Source organism: Pseudomonas sp. RA_5y_Pfl1_P24 (genome assembly GCF_963970945.1).
Taxonomy (GTDB): Bacteria; Pseudomonadota; Gammaproteobacteria; order Pseudomonadales; family Pseudomonadaceae; genus Aquipseudomonas; species Aquipseudomonas tritici.
This window is the reverse complement of the sequence record NZ_CAXAOJ010000017.1, coordinates 64,132-85,811: the sequence shown is the minus strand read 5'-3', so window position 1 is coordinate 85,811 and position 21,680 is coordinate 64,132. Positions and strand designations below refer to the sequence as shown.

Sequence of the window (21,680 nt, the reverse complement as noted above, 5' to 3'; positions counted from 1 at the left end):
TGACGGTGAACGCCAGGCACACACGATCGGCTCGAAAACCGCCAGGTCGAGTGTTCCAATGTATTGCCAGCAGGTAGTAACAGACGCCTGAGGGAGGGTTGGCTCCCTCAGGACATAAGCTTAGTCAGGTATTAGATTTTTACGTCAGGCGCTGGCTTGTCGCTTGGGTTAGCGATCAGCTCCTTAACCTTGTCGCTCATCGGGAAGTTCAGGTTCAGGCCTTTTGGTGGGATCGGGCTCTCGAACCACTTGCTGTAGATCTTGTTGATCTCGCCGGATTTGTACAGGGCGACGATGGCGTCATCGACAGCCTTTTTGAAGGCCGGGTCGTCTTTACGCACCATGCAGGCATAGGCTTCGAAGGACTGTGGAGTACCGGTGATGACCCAGTCGTCCGGCTTCTTGGCCTTGGCTTCTTCACCGGCCAGCAGGGCGTCGTCCATCATGAAGGCAACGGCACGGCCGCTTTCCAGCATCTGGAAGGATTCGCCGTGGTCTTTGGCGGAGATGATGTTCATGCCCATTTGCTTGTCAGCGTTCATCGATTTGATGATGCGCTCGGACGTGGTGCCAGCGGTGGTCACGACGTTCTTGCCTTTCAGATCAGCAAAGTCGGCGTAGCTCGGCTTGCCATCCTTGTCTTTCTTGACCAGCAGACGGGTGCCGATTTCGAAAATGTTGACGGTGAAATCAACTTGTTGGGCGCGTTCGGCATTGTTGGTGGTGGAGCCGCACTCGAGGTCCGCGGTGCCGTTCTGGATCAGCGGAATACGGGTTTGCGAAGTGACCAGGTTGTACTTGGCCTTCAGGTCGGGTTTGTTCAGGTCTTTTTTCAGTTGCTCGACGACGGCCAGCTGAATGTCGTGGGAGTAGCCCACTGGTTTGCCCGAACCATCCGCGATGTAGGAAAACGGAATGGAGCTGTCGCGGTGAGCGAGAGTGATGGTGCCGGAGTCGTTGATCTTCTTCAGCGTGCCGGTGAGTTCGGCGGCGAAAACTGGAGTGCTGATCAGAGCAGCAGCGATAGCTGCGCCCAGAATATGGGGAACGATGCGCATCAATACTTCCTCGACATTTGTTTTTTTTATGAAGCCGGCTAAACGGCTCTCTTGTACAGCGAATGCCCGTGACGGCTCCTGAGGCGTCTCAGGCAATCGTCCAAGAGTGTAGAGCATGAGTCGTGCCAGACCAGCGCTAAAAGCTTAAAGCTTTGATTTGTATGGAAATTAACTTTATGTGTCGGGAAAAATCTTACTTCTGGGTCCGGCAAACCGAATAGGGTTGGCTGTCGCGTTCGGAAAACCGAATGCAAAACAAAGCCCCTGGACCTCACGGTGCAGGGGCTTTGTTCGTTATTGGCAGTCAGGCCGCTTCAATCTTGCTGCGGTTCTGCTCGACCTTGGACAGATAACGCTGCACGTTCTCCTGTTCTTGCGCAGTGGTGAACAGGCCCAGCTTGGTACGACGCCACAGTATGTCTTGAGGCTGGGTCACCCACTCTTCAGCACACAGGTAATCGACTTCTCGGGTATACAGGCCGCCGCCCAGGTGCTCGCCAAGGTCAGCCATCGATTGCACGCCTTCCAGCAAGCGCCATGTGCGGCTGCCATAAGTAGTGGACCAACGGCGGGCGATTTCACTCGGCACCCAGTCGAATTTGTTGCGAATGGCTTCGGCCAAGGCTTCTGGCGTGCTCATGTCCTCGCCGCCAGGCAGGCTGGCCTTGGCGGTCCAGCTCGGGCGCATCTGGGTGAAATACGGTGCCAGTTGCGCCATCGCCGATTCGGCGAGCTTGCGATAGGTGGTCAGCTTGCCGCCAAACACCGACAGGATCGGTGCCTCGCCCGTGCCGCCGGACAGCGCCAGCGTGTAGTCGCGGGTAATGGCCGACGGGTTGTCCGACTCGTCGTTGCACAGTGGGCGAACGCCAGAGTAGGTATGGAGGATGTCGTCGCGGCTCAGTTGCTTCTTGAAGTGTGCGTTGACCACCTGGAGCATGTAGTCGGTTTCACCTTCGGTGATCTCAACTGCAGCCGGGTCGCCCGTGTATTCGCGGTCAGTGGTGCCGATGATGGTCAGGTGGTTCAGGTACGGAATGGTGAAAACGATGCGCTGGTCTTCGTTCTGCAGGATGTGCGCGTGAGCACCTTCGTAGAGTTTCGGCACGATCAGGTGGCTGCCCTGGATCAAACGGATGCCGTAGGGCGAATCCAGTTTCAAGTCATCCTTGATGAACTTGGCCACCCATGGGCCAGCGGCGTTGACCAGTGCGCGGGCACGGATCGAGAACAGGCTGCCATCGGCGCGTTCCATGTTCATTTCCCACAGGCCCTTGCTGCGATGGGCGCTGACGCAACGGGTCTGGGTATGGATGTGCGCGCCTTTTTCGCGGGCGGCCATGGCGTTTAGGACGACAAGGCGAGCGTCATCGACCCAGCAATCGGAGTACTCGAAGCCTTTGGTAATTTCGCTTTTCAGTGGGCTGTCCGGGCCGAACTTGAGGCTTTTCGAGCCGGCGAGCTTTTCGCGCTTGCCGAGATTGTCGTACAGGAACAGGCCGGCGCGGATCATCCATGCCGGACGCAGGTGCGGGCGGTGCGGCAACACGAAACGCATCTGCTTGACGATGTGCGGGGCCTTGGCCAGCAGCACTTCGCGTTCGGCCAACGCTTCGCGCACCAGGCGGAACTCGTAATGTTCAAGGTAGCGCAGGCCACCGTGGATCAGCTTGCTGCTAGCGGAAGAGGTGTGGCTGGCCAGGTCATCCTTTTCGCAAAGGAAAACCGACAAACCGCGACCGGCTGCGTCTGCTGCAATGCCGACGCCATTGATTCCGCCGCCTATAACGGCAACGTCATAGACTTCGGCAAGCGGTGGAGCAGGCAAGGTAGAAGGGTTCATCGGCTGGCCTCGCGATCTTTTCGTATTGGAATTCGAACATTAATGTTCATTTGCGAAAATAGTAGCGGATAAACGCGCGCACAGCCACCTGACTTCGATTGAAAAAACTCATCGAAGGGCGGGTAAAGGAAAATTTGTGAACATAACCGCTGATAGTTCCCACGCGGAGCGTGGGAACGAGAACCTAGACGACTTCCAACTGAACCTTATGCTCATTCAACAACTGCACCAGCGCCGGCACCGGCTGCTGATCGGTCACCAGACAATCCACCAGACTGATCGGCCCCAGGCGAATCATGGCGTTGCGCCCGAATTTGCTGGAGTCGGCCGCCAGGATGACCTTGCGCGCATTGGCGATAATCGCCTGGGAAACCCGCACTTCCTGGTAGTCAAAGTCGAGCAAGCTGCCATCTTCATCGATACCGCTGATACCCACCAAGGCAAAGTCGACCTTGAACTGGTTGATGAAGTCGACACTCGCCTGGCCCACCACGCCGCCGTCACGGCGCACATTACCGCCCGTCAACAGCACGTCGAAGTCGTCCTTGGCGCTGAGCATGGTGGCGACGTTGAGGTTGTTGGTGATGATTTTCAGGTGGTTGTGGTTGAGCAGCGCACGGGCGATGGATTCGGTAGTGGTGCCGATATTGATGAACAGCGAGGCGTGATCGGGGATTTGCGCCGCGATGGCTTCGCCGATGCGCTGTTTCTCGTCGCGCATCTGGTCGGCACGCATGGCGTACGCGGTGTTTTCGACACTGGAATCATAGGCCGCGCCGCCGTGGTAGCGGCGCAGCAGATTGGCGTCCGCCAGTTGGTTGATATCGCGGCGGATGGTTTGCGGGGTGACAACGAATAGCTGCGCCATTTCCTCGATGCTGACATAGCCGCGTTCGCGGACCAGTTCGAGGATTTGTTGTTGGCGGGGAGGCAGATTCATGGGGCGTCCTTTGGGCTGCCATACAAAAGTGGCCCATGATGACGCAGGAATCCGCTCCCTGCCAGTTACAACCCTATATGGATACGGCGCTTGGCTTATTCAGCGCCTTCGTGCGGTTCCCAGTCGCGGGTACGGCTTACCGCTTTTTGCCAGCCGGCGTAGAGCTTCTCCTTGGCGACTTCGTCCAACTGTGGTTCGAATTCGCGTTCGATCACCGCCTTGCCGCGCAATTCATCCAGGCTGCCCCAGAAGCCGCAGGCCAGGCCTGCCAGGTACGCGGCGCCCAATGCGGTGGTCTCGCGCATCTGCGGGCGCTCGACCTGGGTGCCGAGGATATCGGCCTGGAACTGCATCAGGAAGTTGTTGGCGACCGCGCCGCCGTCCACACGCAAGGCTTTGAGGCGTTCGCCCGAGTCTTGTTGCATGGCGTCAAGTACGTCGCGGGTCTGGTAGGCAATCGACTCCAGGGCCGCACGAATGATGTGATCCACGCGTACGCCGCGGGTCAGGCCAAACAGGGCGCCGCGGGCATACGGGTCCCAGTACGGCGCGCCCAGGCCGGTGAACGCCGGGACCAGGTACACGCCGTTGCTGTCCTTGACCTTGCTGGCGAAGTATTCGGTGTCGGTGGCATCGGCAATAATCTTCAGCTCGTCACGCAGCCATTGCACGGTGGAGCCGCCGTTGAACACGGCACCTTCCAGGGCGTAGGCCACTTCGCCACGCGGGCCGCAGGCGATGGTGGTAAGCATGCCGTGCTGGGATTTCACCGCTTTGTCGCCGGTGTTCATCAGCAGGAAGCAGCCAGTGCCGTAGGTGTTCTTGGCCTGGCCTGCTTCAACGCACATCTGACCGAACAGTGCAGCCTGCTGGTCGCCGGCGATACCGCCGATAGCGATGCCGCTTTTGGTGCGGCCGTAGATTTCCGACGACGACTTCACTTCCGGCAGCATTTCGCGCGGCACGTCGAGGATCTCCAGCATCTTCGCATCCCACTCAAGGGTGTGGATGTTGAAAAGCATGGTACGCGAGGCGTTGGTGTAGTCGGTGACGTGGGTTTTGCCGCCGGTAAATTTCCAGATCAGCCAGCTGTCGATGGTACCGAACAGCAGCTCGCCGTTGCGCGCACGCTCGCGGCTGCCTTCGACATTGTCGAGGATCCACTTGAGCTTGGTGCCGGAGAAGTACGGGTCGGTGACCAGGCCGGTGGCGTCATTAATGTATTGCTCATGGCCGTCGCGCTTGAGTTGCTGGCAAATCTCGGTGCTGCGGCGGCATTGCCAGACGATGGCGTTGTAGATCGGGCGACCGGTGACTTTGTCCCACACCACGGTGGTTTCACGCTGGTTGGTGATGCCGATGGCGGCGACCTGATCATGGTGCAGGCCGGCCTGGGCCAGGGCCTCGACCATCACCGCGCTCTGGGTGGCGAAGATTTCCATCGGGTCATGCTCGACCCAGCCCGGCTGTGGGTAGTGCTGAGTGAACTCACGCTGGGCGGTGCAGACCACGTTGGCGTCACGATCAAAGATGATCGCGCGGGAGCTGGTGGTGCCCTGGTCAAGGGCGATGATGTAGTTCTTATTCTGAATATCGGTCATGTCGAATGCCTTGGGAAATAAGAAAGTCGGTAGTCAGCCTGGCTGCAAAAGGGCAGGAGCGGCCAGGCTGGCGTGATCAGGAAATACGGGTTTTGCCGTTGACAGCCGTGTCAGGTGTTTCTTCAGCTATAGCAGGTGCGGCGCTTGGCAGGTGACGGGCAATCAGCCCGCGATACGCTGCAGCACCTAGGCATGCGCCAACAATCGGCGCGAAAATCGGTACTAGGAAGTAAGGAATATCGCGGCCACCGGTAAAGGCCATTTCACCCCAGCCGGCGAAAAAGGTCATCAGCTTGGGCCCGAAATCCCGCGCCGGGTTCATCGCGAAGCCGGTCAGCGGGCCCATGGCACTGCCGATCACGGCGATCAGCAGGCCGATCAGCAGCGGGGCCAGCGGGCCGCGTGGCAGGCCGTTGTTGTCATCGGTGAGGGCCATGATCACGCCCATCAGGATCGCGGTGATGACCATTTCCACCAGGAAGGCCTGGGCGGTGCTCAGTAGCGCATGGGGGTAGGTGGAGAACACCGACGCCAGTTCCAGGCTGGCTTGCGTGCCACGGACCATATGGTGGGTTTGTTCGTAATCGAAAAACAGGTTGCTGTAGAGGGTGTACACCAAGGCGGCCGAGCAGAAGGCGCCGGCGATCTGGGCGAGGATATAGAAGGGCAGTTTACGTTTGTCGAAGTCGGCGAAAATGCACAGTGCAATACTGACGGCGGGGTTCAGGTGCGCCCCGGAAATGCCGGCGCTCAGGTAGATCGCCATACTGACGCCCACCCCCCAGATGATACTGATCTCCCACAAGCCAAAGCTGGCACCCGCGACCTTGAGCGCAGCGACACATCCCGTACCGAAGAAGATAAGAAGCGCAGTCCCCAGGAACTCGGCCATACATTGGCTCGAAAGTGAAGGCTGTTGAAGAGCAGTTGTCATGGAAAACCTCAGTTGTTGTTCTTGTCTGGCGCACAACCTCAACGGGTTATTGCGCGATTTTCACCGTGGCAAGGATCCCCATCCCGGACACGGCTTACTGCTTGAATACTGCGGAGCTATTCCTACAGCATTCGGAAACGAAAAAATATAGACAAGAATGACCGCTGTCAAAGGTCGAAAGTGAACTGTCAGTCACTTTCAAACTATTGGTCTGGTGAATGATCACGCTTGTCATCTTGCGTGTGTACCTTAAGAGTCGGCGTACTAGAGCCTTTTGCGTGGGCTTGGCCTAGAATCGGCCATCTGTTTGCCATGCCCGGAGACACCATGACGCCTGCATTGGATTTGTTGAAAAAAGTTCGCGCCGAACATCGTATCCACAGTTACGAACATGACCCCAAGGCGGCTTCGTATGGGCTGGAGGCCGCGGAGAAGTTGGGCCTCGACCCGGCGCAGGTGTTCAAGACCTTGCTGGCGAGCAGTGAGAAAGGCGAATTGTTGGTGGCGGTGGTGCCGGTCGTCGGAAGTCTCGACCTGAAAGGGCTGGCGCACGCTGCCGGGGTGAAAAAAGTCGAAATGGCCGACCCGGCAGCGGCGCAGCGCTCTACGGGTTACTTGTTAGGCGGCATCAGCCCGTTGGGGCAGAAGAAGCGGTTGCGCACGTTTATCGATGTGACGGCGCAGCCGTTCGCGACCATTTTTGTGAGCGCGGGTAGAAGGGGGCTGGAAGTGGAATTGCCAGCGGCGGTGCTGGCTGAGCATACCCAGGCTAAATTCGCGCCGATTGGCCGGGCCTGAATCTATTTTGAAGCGCCTGAAATCAAGCCGGTTTCGTCAGTTATTCAGTGCGCAGGGCTGTAGCGGCGTACGCCGGATTCGACTTTAGGGATTTGCGCCGCCGTACTCCCTGACGCCTGAAATAACACCAGATGCTCAGCCGCAACCCGAATCCCCACATCCGCCCCCACCTGATGGTCGGCGTGGCTGGGGAAAATCGACTCCAATTGCGCGCCCGTCGGAAGTTGCAGGCGGTACAAGGTAGACGCCCCCAGGAACGTCTTGCCGACGATCTGCGCTTTCAGCGCGCTGTCTGGCGCGTAGACGATGTCATCCGGGCGCAGCAGCACATCCACCGCACCGCCGGTAGGCCAGGTGTAGGCGCGGTTGCCGCGTAGCTCGCCGAGTTCGGTGCTCACCGATTCCGGCGAACTTAACTGGCCACGAATGAAGTAACCCTGGCCGATAAAGCTGGCGACATATGGCGTCTGCGGTTCGTGATAGAGGTTGTAGGGCGTGTCCCACTGCTCAAGGCGGCCCTCCTTGAAAACACCGACCTGATCGCTGACCGCGAAGGCTTCCTCCTGATCATGGGTCACCAGAATCGCACTGGTGCCGCGTGCCTTGAGGATATCCCGCACCTCGTGGCTGAGCTTGCGTCGCAACTCGCCATCCAGGTTGGAGAAGGGTTCGTCCAGCAATAACAGTGCCGGCTCCGGCGCCAAAGCACGGGCGAGAGCGACGCGTTGTTGTTGGCCGCCGGAAAGCTCATGAGGAAAGCGCTTGCCCAGGTTTTTCAGGTTCACCAGTTCCAACAACTCAGAGACCACGCGGTCTTGTTGCGGGTGCTTGCGAATGCCGAAGGCGATGTTGTCAGCCACGCTGAGGTGAGGAAACAGTGCGTAGTCCTGGAACACCATGCCGATGCGGCGTTTCTCCGGCGCCAGAGTGAACCCGGCACTGGAGATCACTTCGCCCGCCAGGCTGATTTCACCCTCGTGCACCGGCTCAAACCCGGCAATGGCGCGCAACGTCGTGGTCTTGCCGCAGCCCGAAGAGCCTAACAGGCAACCGATATCGCCGGCATTCAGGTGCAGGTTGAGGTTCTGCACCACCCGTTGATCTTGATAGCCGCATGCCAGATTGCGCAGGTTCAGCAGTAATGGCTGGCTCATGCGTGGTGGTACGACGGCGGGACGAGCAACTCGAGCAGGGCTTTTTGCGCATGCAGGCGGTTCTCGGCCTGGTCCCAGGCGACCGAGCGCGGATCGTCAAGCAGGTCAAGGCTGATTTCTTCGCCACGGTGCGCCGGCAGGCAGTGCATGAACAACACGTCGGGGGCGGCCAGGTCGAGCAGGGCGCGGTTCACTTGATACGGGGCGAACTGGGCCAGGCGCTTGGTGGTTTCGTCTTCCTGGCCCATGGAGGTCCAGACGTCGGTGCTCACCAGGTGCGCGCCGATCACCGCGTCACGCGGGTCGCGAACCAGGGTCACGCGGTCACCGGCCTGCGCCAGGAAGCGCGCATCAGGCTCATAGCCTTCCGGGCAGGCAACGCGCAATTGGAAGTCGAACTGGATCGCCGCTTCTATATAACTGTTGCACATGTTGTTGCCGTCGCCGATCCACGCCACGGTCTTGCCCTGAATCGAGCCACGGTGTTCGAGAAAGGTTTGCATGTCGGCCAGCAACTGGCACGGGTGCAGGTCATCGGACAGGCCGTTGATCACCGGTACGCGGGAGTTGGCGGAAAATTCGGTCACGGTACTGTGGGCAAAGGTACGGATCATCACGGCGTCGAGCATGCTCGACATTACCTTCGCGCTGTCGGCGATCGGCTCGCCACGCCCTAACTGGGTGTCGCGCGAGGACAAGAAGATGGCCTGGCCACCCAGTTGAATCATGCCGGCTTCGAAAGACACGCGGGTGCGGGTTGATGACTTCTCGAAAATCATCCCGAGCACGCGGTTTTTCAAAGGCTCGAACAGTACGCCGCGGTTACGCAGGTCTTTAAGCTCAATGCCTCGACGGATCACGCTGACCAGCTCTTCGGGCGTGCAATCCATCAGGGAGAGAAAGTGCCTTGCGCTCATCATTAACTACCTTTTTGCAACAGACCGCAGATACTCAAAGCCTTGTTTATTGTGACAACGGGCGAGACCTGCGGCGAAAGCCGCACGGGGCGACGAAATAGGGGAAGGCGCGATCTTATAATTAAATGTCGCGTCTTACCAATAGGGCTACGGTTTTAAAGGGCGTTCAAGCAGGGCGCCAAGGCGCTTTTGAAGATGAATTCCAGACAGCAGCGAACCATTTGTACACTGGCGTAGCAACCTTTTGCAATGCGCTGCGGCGGCTGCAGGCCAGGCTGCGTCGGTTTCAGCGCGAGCGTGTGAGGTTTCTGAAACATTTGCTCATGCTTAGCCATGGCCTGGCCTGATGCTTGTCGATTCACGAGGCGAACGTTGGTGGCGCGCTTGCCGGTCGCGGCCCATAGTTGGACCAAAGCCCTTATAAGAGACTGGCGATGACCAAGACTCTCCACCACCGTGCCTGCCATCTGTGTGAAGCCATCTGCGGCCTAACGCTGGAAACTACCCGAGCCGACGACGGCAACCTGGCGATCACCTCGATCAAGGGCGATGCCCAGGACAGTTTCAGTCGTGGGCATATCTGCCCCAAGGCTGTAGCGCTGCAGGATATCCAGAATGATCCTGACCGCCTGCACCAGCCCATGTTACGAGTGGGTAGCGAATGGCAGCCGATCGCGTGGGACGAGGCTTTCGCGCTCGTAGCCGAACGGCTGGCGGGCATTCAGGCGCGTCACGGGCAGAATGCGGTGGCGGTGTATCAGGGCAACCCCAGCGTGCACAACTATGGGCTGATGACCCACAGCAACTACTTCCTCGGCCTGTTGAAGACGCGTAATCGGTTTTCCGCGACCTCGGTCGACCAACTGCCCCATCACCTCACCAGCTATCTCATGTACGGCCACGGCCTGTTGCTGCCGATCCCGGACATTGATCACACCGACTTCATGCTGATCCTGGGCGGCAACCCACTGGCGTCCAATGGCAGCATCATGACGGTGCCCGACGTGGAAAAGCGCCTCAAGGCGATCCAGGCGCGGGGCGGTAAAGTGGTGGTGGTCGACCCACGGCGCAGCGAGACGGCGGCGATGGCTGATCAGCATCTGTTTGTGCGCCCAGGCGGTGATGCGGCGCTGTTGTTCGGGGTGCTCAACACCTTGTTTACCGAGAACCTGACCCGCGACAGCCATTTGCCGGTTGAAGGCCTGGAGGATGTACGCCGCGTGATCGCCGGGTTTACCGCCGAGGCCATGAGTCGTCAGTGTGCGGTGCCTGCCGAGCAGATCCGCCAACTGGCACGCGACTTTGCCGCAGCGGATAAAGCGGTGTGCTACGGGCGCATGGGCGTATCAACCCAGGCGTTCGGCACGCTGTGCCACTGGCTGGTGCAACTGATCAACCTGGTGACTGGCAATCTCGACCGTGTGGGTGGCGCCTTGTGCACGACGCCCGCAGTGGATCTGGTGGCGTCGACCGGTGGCGGGCATTTCAATCGCTGGCAGAGCCGGGTTTCCGGGCGTCCGGAGTACGGTGGCGAGTTGCCGGTGTCGGCCCTGGCGGAAGAAATGCTCACTGAAGGCGAAGGACAAGTCCGCGCGTTGGTGACAGTGGCCGGTAATCCGGTGTTGTCGACCCCTAATGGGCGGCAATTGGAGCAAGCCTTGGATGGCTTGGAGTTCATGGTCAGCGTCGACCTCTATATCAACGAGACCACGCGGTATGCCGATTTGATTCTGCCGTCCACGTCAGCGTTGGAAAACGATCACTACGACACGACCTTCAATATGTTTGCGGTGCGTAACGTCACCCGTTTCAACCAGGCGATCTTGCCCAAACCCGAGGGTGCGCTGCATGACTGGGAAATTTTCGTCGGGCTGGCCAAGGCCTTTGCGGCTCAGACCGGTACCACACTCAAGCCGACGATGCCGCCGGCGCAGATGATCGATTTCGGGCTGCGCGCGGGCGCGTACGGTGATGCCTCCAGCCACAAATTATCGGTGGCGATGCTGGCCGACCATCCCCATGGCGTGGACCTTGGGCCGCTTCAGCCCAACCTTGCCGCGCGTCTGAAAACCGTTGATGGCAAGGTGCAGGCGGCGCCGGCAGTTATCCTCGCCGACCTGGTGCGGTTTGCCGCGCAGCCGGGGCCTGTGGTCGACGAACTGTTGCTGATCGGCCGTCGCCATGTGCGCAGCAATAATTCCTGGATGCATAACTATCACCGGCTGGTGAAGGGCAAGCCGCGTCATCAATTGCTGATGCATCCTGACGACCTGGCCAGCCGGCGTTTACTGGATGGCCAGCGGGTGCGGGTGAGTTCTAGGATTGGCATGATCGAGGTGGAAGTTGTCTCCAGCCTGGACATGATGCCTGGTGTCGTCAGCCTGCCCCACGGCTGGGGCCATGGTCGCCCGGGCGTCCAGATGGGCATCGCCAGCGCGCAACCCGGAGCGAGCGCGAATGACCTGACCGACGAACGGCAATTGGACGAGTTGTCGGGCAATGCGGCGCTCAATGGCGTTCCGGTCCAGGTAGCAGCCGCCTGAGCACCGCGCTGGAATTTTGCGTTACAATGCGCCACCGTGCCGACCTGTGAGTCGCAAAGTTCCAGCCGAGGTGTTCCATGGATATCATCGAAACGATCAAAGAGCAGATTGCTGCCAACACCATTCTGCTTTACATGAAGGGCGCGCCAAACGCTCCTCAGTGCGGTTTCTCCGCGAAGGCGTCGCAGGCCATCATGGCGTGTGGCGAGAAATTCGCTTACGTGGATATCCTGCAAAACCCTGAAATCCGCGCCAACCTGCCGAAGTACGCCAACTGGCCTACGTTCCCACAACTGTGGGTCGCCGGTGAGCTGGTCGGCGGTAGCGATATCATCACTGAAATGGCCGCAGACGGTTCGTTGCAGGCGCTGATCAAAGAGGCAGCGGCAAACGCCGCGGCCAAGACTGACGCCTGATCTGCAGGAGCCGGCTTGCCGGCGATTGGCCCCGCAGCCTGGCGTCGTACTTTCGGACGCTATCGCTGGCAAGCAGCTCCTGCAATCTGCCGTTCAATAAAAAGCCCCGCTTCTCGTAAGAGAGCGGGGCTTTTTTGTACCTGTTACCTGAGGGTTATTCACCCATCTGCGATTGCAGGTAGTTTTCCAGGCTGACTTTGTCGATCAGGCCCAGTTGGGTTTCCAGCCAGTCGATGTGTTCTTCCTGGTCTTCCAGGATATCTTCCAGCAATTCACGGCTACCGTAGTCGCCGGTCAGTTCGCAGTGAGCGATAGCGGCCTTGAGGTCGCTGTGGCTCTTGCGCTCAAAACCAAGGTCGCTGCTGATCATTTCCTGGGTGTGTTCGCCGATGTTCAGCTTGCCCAGGTCCTGCACGTTCGGCAGGCCTTCCAAGAACAGGATGCGTTTGATCAGCGCGTCAGCATCCTTCATGGCCTTGATCGATTCTTTGTATTCACGCTTGCCCAGCTTTTCCAGGCCCCAATCGTCGTACATACGCGCATGCAGAAAATACTGATTGATCGCGACCAGTTCATTGGCAAGGATTTTGTTGAGTTGCTGGATGACTGAGATGTCGCCTTTCATGACTGGGGTCCTGCCCTGTAATAGCTGTATATAGGGCGGAGTTTGAGCGGCGCAATCCCTAGTGTCAAACCTAAGTTATTGAATAATAAATGAAAATTAATCGGAATAAGAATGTTTGTGTTCCGCGTCTTGGCGCTAACTAATTGAATTGCAGGCATAAAAAAACCGAACACTAAGTCCGGTTCTTTAAAACACGCCAAATCAGGCGTGTGTAAATTCTGCTGAATAGGGGAGCGCGGCCTGGGCTGTCTGCAGCTGCGTCAGGGTTTCCCGTACCACTTGCTTGGCGAGGCAAGCACATTTGCCACACTGGCTGGCAACACCGGTGGTTTCACGTACTTCCTTGTAGCTGCAGCAACCTTCGTAGATTGCTTCGCGGATTTTTCCGTCGGTGACGCCAGTACAGAGGCACACATACATAAGGGAGAACCATCGCGGGTTAAGGCTTAAGTGCGATGGATCTTAATGTTAACGAGAATGATTGTCAAAGTAGATTCGTCGGTTATTTGCTGGCATCGCGCCCGCACTGACGAACGGTTTTTTCAGTGTATGATGGCCGGTCTTCACGAAGCGTGACTGCGTCACAGGGCTGTCGCCTATAAACGGCAGACTCAGGGCCGGTCCTTTTACTTCAATCGTCACCCTTACATCAGGAGATATCCAATGAGCGTACTCGTCGGCAAACAAGCCCCGGATTTCGACGTTCCAGCCGTTCTCGGCAATGGCGAAATCGTTGACAGCTTCAAGCTGTCTGAAGCCATCAAAGGCAAATATGGCCTGGTATTCTTCTACCCGCTGGACTTCACCTTCGTCTGCCCTTCGGAGCTGATTGCTCTGGACCACCGCATGGACGATTTCAAGGCGCGCAACGTTGAAGTGGTAGCCGTTTCCATCGACTCCCATTTCACCCACAACGCCTGGCGCAACACCGCCATCAACGATGGCGGCATCGGCAAAGTCAAATACACCATGGCTGCCGACATGAAGCACGACATCGCCAAGGCCTACGACGTTGAGTCCGAAGGCGGCGTAGCGTTCCGTGGTGCATTCCTGATCGATGACAAGGGCGTTGTTCGCTCCCAGATCATCAACGACCTGCCACTGGGCCGTAACATGGAAGAGCTGATCCGTCTGGTCGACGCACTGCAATTCCACGAAGAGCATGGCGAAGTCTGCCCTGCCAACTGGAAAAAAGGCGACAAAGGCATGAATGCTTCGCCAGAAGGCGTTGCGGCTTACCTGACCGAGAACGCTGGCAAGCTGTAAGCCAGTTTCACGGTGAAAAAAAACCGGCCTGAGAAGGCCGGTTTTTTTATACGCGCGAAACGGCTGTAGTGAGATTTCAGTCGTTGAAGTCTTCCCAGCCGCCCATCTGCTTCCAGCGGTTGACGATGCCGCAGAACAGTTCGGCGGTTTTCTCGGTGTCGTAGCGGGCCGAATGGGCCTCACGACCGTCAAAGTCGATACCGGCTGCCTGGCAGGCTTTCGCCAACACCGTCTGGCCATAAGCCAGGCCGGCGAGGGTCGCGGTGTCAAAGCTGGAGAACGGGTGGAACGGGTTGCGCTTCATGTCCAACCGCGTCACGGCGGCGTTCAGGAAGCCCAGGTCGAAGCTACTGTTATGGCCGACCAGAATCGCGCGCTTGCAGCCATTGGCCTTCAACGCCTTGCGTACGCCGCGGAAGATATCGGTCAGCGCCGCTTCTTCACTCACCGCCATGCGCAGCGGGTGATCGAGCTTGATCCCAGTGAACTCCAGGGCGGCCGCTTCGATGTTGGCACCTTCGAACGGCTCGACACGGAAGAAGTGGGTGTGTTCCGCGAACACAAAACCCTGTTCATCCATGCCGATGGTGGTCGCGGCGATTTCCAGCAGCGCGTCGGTGGCGCAATTGAAACCACCGGTTTCTACGTCGATGACTACTGGCAGATAACCGCGAAACCGCTCGGCCATCGGGTGACGGGAACCGCCACCACTGTGCTCATGTTCGTCGTCGTAATGGTCTTCACTCACTTGTTTTCCTCCAGCAGGCGCCAGCGCAGTGTTTCACCGGCGCGCAGCGGGATAACAGTCAGCTCGCCAAACGGCAGGCTGGCAGGGGCGGTCCAGTCTTCACGAACCAGGGTAATGCGGTCGGTATTTGCCGGCAGGCCGTAGAAGCGCGGGCCGTTGAGGCTGGCGAACGCTTCGAGCTTGTCCAGCGCGTTGCGCTGTTCGAACGCCTCGGCGTACAGCTCGATGGCAGCATAGGCGGTGTAGCAACCGGCACAGCCGCACGCCGCTTCTTTGGCGTGCTGGGCGTGTGGGGCGGAATCGGTGCCGAGGAAGAACTTCGGGTTGCCGCTGGTCGCAGCATCCAGCAAGGCCACCTGGTGGGTGTTGCGCTTGAGGATCGGCAGGCAATAGAAGTGCGGCCGAATCCCGCCCACCAACATGTGGTTGCGGTTGTACAGCAGGTGATGCGCAGTGATGGTCGCGCCGACGTTGGCCGAGGCCTCGGTGACGAACTGCACAGCATCGGCGGTGGTGATGTGCTCGAACACGACCTTCAGGGTCGGGAACAGCTCGACCACACGGCGCATGTGTTCGTCGATGAAGATCTTCTCGCGATCGAACACGTCCACGTCGCCACGGGTGACTTCACCGTGGATCAACAGCGGCATGCCGACTTCGGCCATGGCTTCGATGGCTGGCAGGATCTTGTCGATACTGGTCACGCCGGAGTCGGAGTTGGTGGTCGCGCCCGCCGGGTACAGCTTGGCGGCGTGCACGAAACCGCTGGCCTTGGCCTCGCGAATTTCTTCGGGCTGGGTGCGGTCGGTGAGATAAAGCACCATCAACGGTTCGAAGCGGCTGCCGGCCGGCCGTGCAGCGAGGATTCGCTGTCGATAGGCATCGGCTTGCTCGGCGTTACGCACCGGAGGTACCAGGTTAGGCATGATGATGGCGCGGCCAAAGGTACGCGCTACATCGGCCACGGTGTGGGGTAACGCAGCACCATCGCGAAGATGAATATGCCAGTCGTCGGGACGCAGCAGGGTCAGGCGGTCGGACATTGGGGATTCCAGGCGGGTCAATCTGGTGGGAATGCTACCGGAAAAGACTCTTGCAGGCACTCGCTATCAAGTTTTGCAGGAGGCAACCGATAGCCTTTCGTATGCCTTATCGATGTATGACGCTTTGAAGTGTTGTAGAAACCAGTGGAGCCTCCCGTGCGCCAGCATTATCTAGCCCTGCTCAGTGTGTTCGCCAGCCTGCCTGCGATGGCCCTCACGTTCCAGACACGTCTGGAGAATATTGAGTGGAAGGTAGAAGGGGACCAGTTCGAGTGCCGCCTGACCCAGCCGATCACCGACTTCGGTTCGGGTGAGTTCGTGCGCCGGGCTGGCGAGCAGGCGACGTTTCGTCTCAAAGCCTATAACGGCTCGCTGGGTGGGGGCTCGGCCACGTTGCTGGCCGCCGCCGCCCCTTGGCAGCCGGGGCGAGGTGATATCAACCTCGGCGCCGTGCGTGCCGGCAGTGGCGACGTGTTGTTCAACAGCTCCCAGGCCCAGGCTGGGCGCTTGTTCAATGGCTTGCTGGAAGGGCGTAGCCCGACCGTTCGCCATTACGGACGTGAAGGCGGCTACTCGGAAATCCGCCTGTTGCCGGTCAAATTCAACAAGGCTTACAACGACTACCAATTGTGTACCACCAAGCTGTTGCCGATGAATTACGATCAGGTCAAACAGACCGAAGTCGGATTCCCCGGTGGCGGCATTGAGCTGGACGCGGCGGCCAAGAAGAAACTCGACGTGATTCTCGCGTTCATGAAAGCCGACCCCACCGTCAATCATATCGAGCTCAATGGCCATTCGGACAACAGTGGCAACCGCCTGACCAACCGTGATGTCTCGCGCCGCCGCGCCTTGGCGGTGATGGACTACTTCAAGGCCAATGGCATCCAGGAATCTCAGGTCACCCTGCGCTTTCATGGCGAAAGCTACCCGCTGGCGCCCAATACCAATGCGGCTAACCGGGCGCGCAACCGTCGGGTCAATATCCAGTTGGAGCGCGTGGCAGCCCCCGAGAAACCGGCTCCCCAGGCAACCGGCCCGAGCAACCCTGCGCACACGTCATGAAGTGCCGGCATAAGCTGCGACCATCGGTCGCTCGCTCGACATAATCTGTCGCTTTATCTTCATTTGCTGTCGCGCCCCTGTAAATTCACGGTTTTGATCGGTAGAATCGATGCCTTTCCGTACAACCCCGTGGAGTGATGGCATGGCCGACGTAAACAAGGTCGTTCTCGCGTATTCCGGCGGCCTGGACACTTCGGTGATCCTCAAGTGGCTGCAGGATACTTATAACTGTGAAGTGGTGACCTTCACCGCTGACCTGGGTCAGGGCGAAGAGGTCGAACCTGCACGTGCCAAGGCGCAAGCCATGGGCGTGAAAGAGATCTACATTGATGACCTGCGCGAAGAATTCGTCCGCGATTTCGTTTTCCCGATGTTTCGCGCCAACACTGTCTACGAAGGCGAGTACCTGCTGGGTACTTCCATCGCACGTCCGCTGATCGCCAAGCGCCTGATCGAAATCGCCAACGAAACCGGCGCCGACGCCATTTCCCATGGCGCTACCGGCAAGGGCAACGACCAGGTGCGTTTCGAACTGGGCGCCTATGCGCTCAAGCCTGGCGTGAAAGTGATTGCTCCTTGGCGTGAATGGGACCTGCTGTCCCGTGAAAAGCTGATGGATTACGCTGAAAAGCACGCGATCCCGATCGAGCGTCATGGCAAGAAGAAGTCCCCGTACTCGATGGACGCCAACTTGCTGCACATCTCCTATGAAGGCGGTGTGCTGGAAGACACTTGGACCGAACACGAAGAAGACATGTGGAAATGGACCGTCTCCCCAGAGAACGCTCCTGACAAAGCCCAATACCTGGAACTGACCTACCGCAACGGCGACATCGTCGCGCTGGACGGCGTCGAAATGACCCCGGCCACCGTACTGGCGACCCTGAACCGTATCGGTGGCGAACACGGCATCGGCCGTCTCGACATCGTCGAGAACCGCTACGTGGGCATGAAGTCCCGTGGCTGCTACGAAACCCCGGGTGGCACCATCATGCTGCGTGCCCACCGCGCTATCGAGTCCATCACCCTGGACCGCGAAGTGGCTCACCTCAAAGACGAGTTGATGCCCAAGTACGCCAGTCTGATCTACACCGGCTACTGGTGGAGCCCTGAGCGTCTGATGCTGCAACAAATGATCGACGCTTCCCAGGCCCACGTAAACGGCGTTGTGCGCCTGAAGCTGTACAAGGGCAACGTGATTGTGACCGGTCGCAAGTCCGATGACTCGCTGTTCGATGCCAATATCGCCACTTTCGAAGAAGACGGCGGCGCCTACAATCAGGCGGACGCAGCAGGCTTTATCAAGTTGAATGCATTGCGCATGCGCATTGCTGCCAACAAAGGTCGCTCGTTGTTCTAAGTTTGCGCGCGCTGTGAAAAATGGCCCCTTGTACAAGGGGCCATTTTTTTTTGCCTAGGATTTTGTCCGCACTTGGAGTGTTTATAGCGCTTAAACATGTGTTGATGTTTTTTTTTTTTGCCGAGGTCTCTCTCAAGTGATGGTCTTGAATGAACTGTTGTTGAAAGTTTGTAGGGGGAATGAATTTTTTACATCTGCGTAGGAACTGGTCTTACAGAAAATTCACTCATGTAAGTGCCGTGAATGTATAAGTCGCAGAATGGTCTGTAGGAAATATGGAAGTAAGTGGATATGTTGAATGGAACTAAATCGACCCGTTTTTTCGTGCCGGCTTTGTCGGCAGCGGGCCAGAGGCAAGGGGTATTTCCTGAGAGTTACGTGCGGCGCGTTTACCCTGCGCCCCATACGTCATGGATATTTCACTCAAAGTATGTAAGTCCCCGGAAAGTTCTGAAAGGATCCATAAAACTGGATACATCTGAGACGGCGTTTTTTTGTAGGGCAATTCCTTTATCGTTGTGAGTTGGGTCTCTGCTTGCTAATGCTTGGGGGGGAATGCTATGCCAACTAGTAAACGACTAGGCTATTGTGCTTGCTCTAAATAATTCGAACAGCGAAATTGGACTTTCTCATGAATAAAGTGCTGATCGTGGATGATCATCCCGTCATTCGTCTTGCTGTGCGTATGCTAATGGAACGTCATGGTTATGAGGTCGTTGCCGAGACCGATAACGGTGTCGATGCGTTGCAACTTGCGCGAGAGCATATGCCGGACATTGTCATACTGGACATTGGGATACCCAAACTTGATGGCCTGGAAGTTATTTGCCGGCTTTCCTCTACCAAACAGCCCGCGCCGTTCAAGGTGTTGGTGCTTACGTCCCAGGCCCCTGGCCATTTCTCCATGCGCTGCATGCAGGCGGGGGCTGCCGGCTACGTGTGCAAGCAACAGGACCTGACCGAGCTGCTGAGTGCGATCAAGGCGGTCTTGTCGGGCTACAGCTACTTCCCGAATCAGGCGCTCAACTCGGTACGCTCCACCATGGGTAATGCCAGTGAGGCTGATATGGTCGAGCGCCTGTCGGGACGGGAAATGATGGTATTGCAGCAGTTGGCCAGGGGCCGAACCAACAAGGAGATCGCCGACGGTATGTTCCTCAGCAACAAGACCGTCAGCACCTACAAGACACGTTTGCTGCTCAAGCTGAACGCACGCTCCCTCGTAGACCTGATTGAACTGGCCCAGCGCAACGGCTTGGTATAGAAGAGGGCAGTGCACCACGTATTGCTTGGATAAACGGCAGAAAAAAGCCTCCGTGAGGGAGGCTTCCGGCCGTCGACCGCTCGATTAGAGATCGAAGTCGTAATCGGCCAGCTGTTTTTGCAAGCGTCGTTCTTCCAGCAGGTTGTCGATGGTGCGGCGTTTGCTCAAATTGGTCTTGGCGACCTCTGCCACTGGTGCCTCGACCACATCGTCATCCGATTCAACGAGGTCGTCTTCCACTTCCAGTTGTTCTTTGCCAGTGCTCATAAGGTTCACTCCGGGCTAAGACTGCCGTTGGCGCCCCTTATAACGATAATCCATGATCCGGTAAAAAAGATTTTTTCAATCGACTGATCGAGAAAACCAATGATCCCTCAATCGTCGGACGTCTTTTCCTTGTATTCGCACAAGTCTTCGATGCGACAGCTGCCGCAGCGTGGCTTGCGAGCCTGACAAACATAGCGCCCGTGAAGGATCAGCCAGTGGTGGGAGTCCAACAGATAGGGCTTGGGCACGAACTTCATCAGCTGCTTTTCCACCTCCACCACGTTCTTCCCGCGGGCTATACCGGTGCGGTTGCTGACCCGGAATATGTGGGTGTCCACGGCCATGGCCAGTTGCCGGAATGCGGTGTTGAGCACCACGTTAGCGGTCTTACGGCCAACGCCCGGCAGGGCTTCCAGTTCCTCACGGGTTTGCGGCACTTGGCTGCCATGCCGCTCGACCAGCAGGCGGCATGTCTCGATAACGTTCTTGGCTTTGCTGTTGTACAGGCCAATGGTCTTGATGTACTCCGATAACCCGTCCACACCCAGGGCATACATCGCTTCCGGCGTGTTCGCCACGGGATACAGCTTCGCCGTGGCCTTGTTGACGCCGACGTCGGTGGATTGTGCCGACAGGATCACCGCAATCAGCAACTCGAACGGCGTGGTGTAAGCCAGTTCGGTCTTGGGTTCCGGATTGTCTTCGTGAAGCCTGCGGAAAATTTCCAGGCGTTTTGCGGCGTTCATAGGGTGGGGCGTTCCTAGGAGTCGGTCGGCGGCATTGTAGCAATACACACAGCAGGTTTTTGCGGATCAGATCTTGCCATGGGCATCGACTTGGCGCTGCGCCTCATCGAGGTTGTGTTGTGCCTCGGCCACTTGCTGCGAGTCGGCGTTCAGGTCCTGGGCTTTCTTCAATTCCGCACGGCGCATCGCCAGCTGGATTTTGGCGCGTTTCAGGTCGGCCATATTCATGGTCGTACCGACGGCCTTCGATGCGGTGCCCGGTTCCAGGGTCGCCAGCGCTTGTTCTGCCGCTTCGTACTGCTGCTGCAGGACGATCAACTGCGACTGTTGTTCATAGGTTGGCGGGTGACCGAAAGCCTTCAAGGATTTATGCAGTTGGGCGCGACTCATTGCGACCGTGATTTTAGCTTTTTTGATCGCCGCATCCTGCGCGGTACCGACGTCTACAGGTAAAACCGGTACTGGGCGTTTGACCCGAGCCAGGCGTTCGGCGAGTTTTTGCGATTCTTCCCGCTGCAGCCGCGCATTGCGTTGTTCATAACGCCGCCTTGCGCGATCGCGCTTGAGCCCTCGTTCATGGCGTTGCTGATCATTGGCGGCCAGGCCGCCGACAATTGGCAATACGGTGGCTGTCGGGCGCATTTCAATGCAGTCTACAGGGCATGGTGCAACGCAGAGGTCGCAACCGGTGCACTCGTCAATGAGCACGGTGTGCATCAGCTTGGCAGCGCCAACAATGGCATCCACCGGGCAGGCCTGGATGCATTTGGTACAGCCGATGCACTCGGCCTCGCGAATATAGGCGATCTGGGCCGCAGCTTCCCCACGGCTGGTATCCAGTTCCAGCACGGGCACACGCAGTAGTTGCGCAAGGCCAGCAATGGTCTCCTGTCCGCCAGGCGGGCACTTGTTAATCGCCTCGCCTCTAGCAATACCCTCGGCGTAAGGTTTGCAGCCGGGATGCCCGCATTTGCCGCACTGGGTTTGCGGCAGCAGCGCGTCGATACGTTGAATCAGAGTCATGGGGTGATCATTGGCATGCCGTTGAGCGAACGGGCGTGTTGTGGATTTGTAGGCGCCCGGCAAGCCGGG

General features: G+C 58.2%; 21 protein-coding genes. 7 read left to right on the top strand and 14 right to left on the bottom strand.

All coding sequences use genetic code 11. The annotated features are described in order from the left end of the window. Positions 1-131: 131 nt before the first annotated feature. The 5 genes from AACY30_RS24260 to AACY30_RS24240 all read right to left on the bottom strand — a co-directional run bounded on the left by AACY30_RS24260 (position 132) and on the right by AACY30_RS24240 (position 6,376). The gene (locus tag AACY30_RS24260; RefSeq protein ID WP_339417842.1) at positions 132-1,058 is read right to left on the bottom strand and encodes a glutamate/aspartate ABC transporter substrate-binding protein; all 927 of its coding nucleotides are present in this window, start codon (positions 1,056-1,058) and stop codon (positions 132-134) included. 304 nt (positions 1,059-1,362) lie between these two features. Beyond that, positions 1,363-2,901, bottom strand: a complete 1,539-nt coding sequence (glpD, locus tag AACY30_RS24255; RefSeq protein WP_339541236.1) for a glycerol-3-phosphate dehydrogenase — start codon at positions 2,899-2,901, stop codon at positions 1,363-1,365. 184 nt (positions 2,902-3,085) lie between these two features. Next, positions 3,086-3,841: a DeoR/GlpR family transcriptional regulator gene (locus AACY30_RS24250; RefSeq protein ID WP_339417845.1), complete on the bottom strand. Its 756-nt coding sequence runs from the start codon at positions 3,839-3,841 to the stop codon at positions 3,086-3,088. 95 nt (positions 3,842-3,936) lie between these two features. Continuing rightward, entirely contained in the window at positions 3,937-5,442 is a 1,506-nt protein-coding gene (gene glpK / locus AACY30_RS24245; protein WP_339417846.1) for a glycerol kinase GlpK, read from the bottom strand. A gap of 76 nt (positions 5,443-5,518) precedes the next feature. Beyond that, complete coding sequence (locus AACY30_RS24240) at positions 5,519-6,376, bottom strand: MIP/aquaporin family protein (protein ID WP_049709757.1); 858 nt, start codon at positions 6,374-6,376, stop codon at positions 5,519-5,521. 327 nt (positions 6,377-6,703) lie between these two features. Between AACY30_RS24240 and ybaK the strand changes: the two genes are divergently transcribed. Beyond that, positions 6,704-7,174 (top strand): Cys-tRNA(Pro) deacylase, encoded by a 471-nt coding sequence (gene ybaK / locus AACY30_RS24235; protein ID WP_049709756.1) that lies wholly within the window; start codon positions 6,704-6,706, stop codon positions 7,172-7,174. 44 nt (positions 7,175-7,218) lie between these two features. Here ybaK and AACY30_RS24230 read toward each other — a convergent pair whose 3' ends face one another. Continuing rightward, positions 7,219-8,328: an ABC transporter ATP-binding protein gene (locus tag AACY30_RS24230; protein WP_339541235.1), complete on the bottom strand. Its 1,110-nt coding sequence runs from the start codon at positions 8,326-8,328 to the stop codon at positions 7,219-7,221. Then, on the bottom strand, positions 8,325-9,245 hold the full coding sequence (gene argF / locus AACY30_RS24225) for an ornithine carbamoyltransferase (protein ID WP_339541234.1): 921 nt from the start codon (positions 9,243-9,245) through the stop codon (positions 8,325-8,327). Before argF ends, AACY30_RS24230 begins: the two co-directional genes overlap by 4 nt. A gap of 434 nt (positions 9,246-9,679) precedes the next feature. Here argF and AACY30_RS24220 point away from each other — a divergent pair, with 434 nt between their 5' ends. Both AACY30_RS24220 and grxD read left to right on the top strand, forming a co-directional pair. Then, positions 9,680-11,788 (top strand): molybdopterin oxidoreductase family protein, encoded by a 2,109-nt coding sequence (locus AACY30_RS24220; RefSeq protein WP_339541233.1) that lies wholly within the window; start codon positions 9,680-9,682, stop codon positions 11,786-11,788. A gap of 77 nt (positions 11,789-11,865) precedes the next feature. Next, positions 11,866-12,204 (top strand): Grx4 family monothiol glutaredoxin, encoded by a 339-nt coding sequence (grxD, locus tag AACY30_RS24215; RefSeq protein ID WP_339469327.1) that lies wholly within the window; start codon positions 11,866-11,868, stop codon positions 12,202-12,204. Between the two features lie 154 nt (positions 12,205-12,358). On the opposite strand, the gene bfr is transcribed toward grxD, so the two are convergent. Both bfr and AACY30_RS24205 read right to left on the bottom strand, forming a co-directional pair. Then, positions 12,359-12,829, bottom strand: coding sequence for a bacterioferritin (bfr, locus tag AACY30_RS24210; RefSeq protein WP_065872518.1), 471 nt, complete (start codon positions 12,827-12,829; stop codon positions 12,359-12,361). A 201-nt stretch (positions 12,830-13,030) separates the two neighbouring features. Then, a complete protein-coding gene (locus AACY30_RS24205; RefSeq protein ID WP_339418292.1) occupies positions 13,031-13,249 on the bottom strand; it encodes a bacterioferritin-associated ferredoxin in 219 nt (72 codons plus the stop codon). 243 nt (positions 13,250-13,492) lie between these two features. Here AACY30_RS24205 and AACY30_RS24200 point away from each other — a divergent pair, with 243 nt between their 5' ends. Next, positions 13,493-14,095, top strand: coding sequence for a peroxiredoxin (locus AACY30_RS24200; protein WP_003172097.1), 603 nt, complete (start codon positions 13,493-13,495; stop codon positions 14,093-14,095). A gap of 76 nt (positions 14,096-14,171) precedes the next feature. Here AACY30_RS24200 and rnt read toward each other — a convergent pair whose 3' ends face one another. Then, positions 14,172-14,843 carry a ribonuclease T gene (gene rnt, locus AACY30_RS24195; protein WP_339418291.1) on the bottom strand — a complete coding sequence of 224 codons (672 nt, stop codon included), beginning with the start codon at positions 14,841-14,843 and terminating at the stop codon, positions 14,172-14,174. Continuing rightward, positions 14,840-15,886 (bottom strand): dihydroorotase, encoded by a 1,047-nt coding sequence (gene pyrC, locus AACY30_RS24190; protein WP_339469328.1) that lies wholly within the window; start codon positions 15,884-15,886, stop codon positions 14,840-14,842. The genes rnt and pyrC overlap by 4 nt, the downstream gene beginning before the upstream one ends. A 156-nt stretch (positions 15,887-16,042) precedes the next feature. Here pyrC and AACY30_RS24185 point away from each other — a divergent pair, with 156 nt between their 5' ends. From AACY30_RS24185 to AACY30_RS24175, 3 genes are all read left to right on the top strand, one after another. Then, positions 16,043-16,951 (top strand): flagellar protein MotY, encoded by a 909-nt coding sequence (locus tag AACY30_RS24185; RefSeq protein WP_339541232.1) that lies wholly within the window; start codon positions 16,043-16,045, stop codon positions 16,949-16,951. 142 nt (positions 16,952-17,093) lie between these two features. Continuing rightward, on the top strand, positions 17,094-18,311 hold the full coding sequence (locus AACY30_RS24180; protein WP_049709749.1) for an argininosuccinate synthase: 1,218 nt from the start codon (positions 17,094-17,096) through the stop codon (positions 18,309-18,311). 631 nt (positions 18,312-18,942) lie between these two features. After that, positions 18,943-19,575, top strand: a complete 633-nt coding sequence (locus AACY30_RS24175; protein ID WP_010212736.1) for a response regulator transcription factor — start codon at positions 18,943-18,945, stop codon at positions 19,573-19,575. Between the two features lie 84 nt (positions 19,576-19,659). Here AACY30_RS24175 and AACY30_RS24170 read toward each other — a convergent pair whose 3' ends face one another. The 3 genes from AACY30_RS24170 to rsxB form a co-directional block, all read right to left on the bottom strand. Continuing rightward, positions 19,660-19,842, bottom strand: coding sequence for a PA3496 family putative envelope integrity protein (locus AACY30_RS24170; RefSeq protein ID WP_049709748.1), 183 nt, complete (start codon positions 19,840-19,842; stop codon positions 19,660-19,662). 107 nt (positions 19,843-19,949) lie between these two features. After that, on the bottom strand, positions 19,950-20,588 hold the full coding sequence (gene nth, locus AACY30_RS24165) for an endonuclease III (RefSeq protein WP_339455564.1): 639 nt from the start codon (positions 20,586-20,588) through the stop codon (positions 19,950-19,952). Positions 20,589-20,654: 66 nt separating this feature from the next. Beyond that, positions 20,655-21,674: an electron transport complex subunit RsxB gene (gene rsxB / locus AACY30_RS24160; protein ID WP_339541231.1), complete on the bottom strand. Its 1,020-nt coding sequence runs from the start codon at positions 21,672-21,674 to the stop codon at positions 20,655-20,657. Positions 21,675-21,680 lie beyond the last annotated feature (6 nt).

Coding starts and splice junctions, on each gene's coding strand:
- pyrC (WP_339469328.1), bottom strand. CDS start 15,886: ATGTCCGACCGCCTGACCCTGCTGCGTCCCGACGACTGGCATATTCAT.
- nth (WP_339455564.1), bottom strand. CDS start 20,588: ATGAACGCCGCAAAACGCCTGGAAATTTTCCGCAGGCTTCACGAAGAC.
- AACY30_RS24230 (WP_339541235.1), bottom strand. CDS start 8,328: ATGAGCCAGCCATTACTGCTGAACCTGCGCAATCTGGCATGCGGCTAT.
- AACY30_RS24250 (WP_339417845.1), bottom strand. CDS start 3,841: ATGAATCTGCCTCCCCGCCAACAACAAATCCTCGAACTGGTCCGCGAA.
- grxD (WP_339469327.1), top strand. CDS start 11,866: ATGGATATCATCGAAACGATCAAAGAGCAGATTGCTGCCAACACCATT.
- AACY30_RS24260 (WP_339417842.1), bottom strand. CDS start 1,058: ATGCGCATCGTTCCCCATATTCTGGGCGCAGCTATCGCTGCTGCTCTG.
- argF (WP_339541234.1), bottom strand. CDS start 9,245: ATGAGCGCAAGGCACTTTCTCTCCCTGATGGATTGCACGCCCGAAGAG.
- AACY30_RS24220 (WP_339541233.1), top strand. CDS start 9,680: ATGACCAAGACTCTCCACCACCGTGCCTGCCATCTGTGTGAAGCCATC.
- bfr (WP_065872518.1), bottom strand. CDS start 12,829: ATGAAAGGCGACATCTCAGTCATCCAGCAACTCAACAAAATCCTTGCC.
- AACY30_RS24205 (WP_339418292.1), bottom strand. CDS start 13,249: ATGTATGTGTGCCTCTGTACTGGCGTCACCGACGGAAAAATCCGCGAA.
- AACY30_RS24170 (WP_049709748.1), bottom strand. CDS start 19,842: ATGAGCACTGGCAAAGAACAACTGGAAGTGGAAGACGACCTCGTTGAA.
- AACY30_RS24180 (WP_049709749.1), top strand. CDS start 17,094: ATGGCCGACGTAAACAAGGTCGTTCTCGCGTATTCCGGCGGCCTGGAC.
- AACY30_RS24175 (WP_010212736.1), top strand. CDS start 18,943: ATGAATAAAGTGCTGATCGTGGATGATCATCCCGTCATTCGTCTTGCT.
- ybaK (WP_049709756.1), top strand. CDS start 6,704: ATGACGCCTGCATTGGATTTGTTGAAAAAAGTTCGCGCCGAACATCGT.
- AACY30_RS24240 (WP_049709757.1), bottom strand. CDS start 6,376: ATGACAACTGCTCTTCAACAGCCTTCACTTTCGAGCCAATGTATGGCC.
- glpD (WP_339541236.1), bottom strand. CDS start 2,901: ATGAACCCTTCTACCTTGCCTGCTCCACCGCTTGCCGAAGTCTATGAC.
- glpK (WP_339417846.1), bottom strand. CDS start 5,442: ATGACCGATATTCAGAATAAGAACTACATCATCGCCCTTGACCAGGGC.
- AACY30_RS24200 (WP_003172097.1), top strand. CDS start 13,493: ATGAGCGTACTCGTCGGCAAACAAGCCCCGGATTTCGACGTTCCAGCC.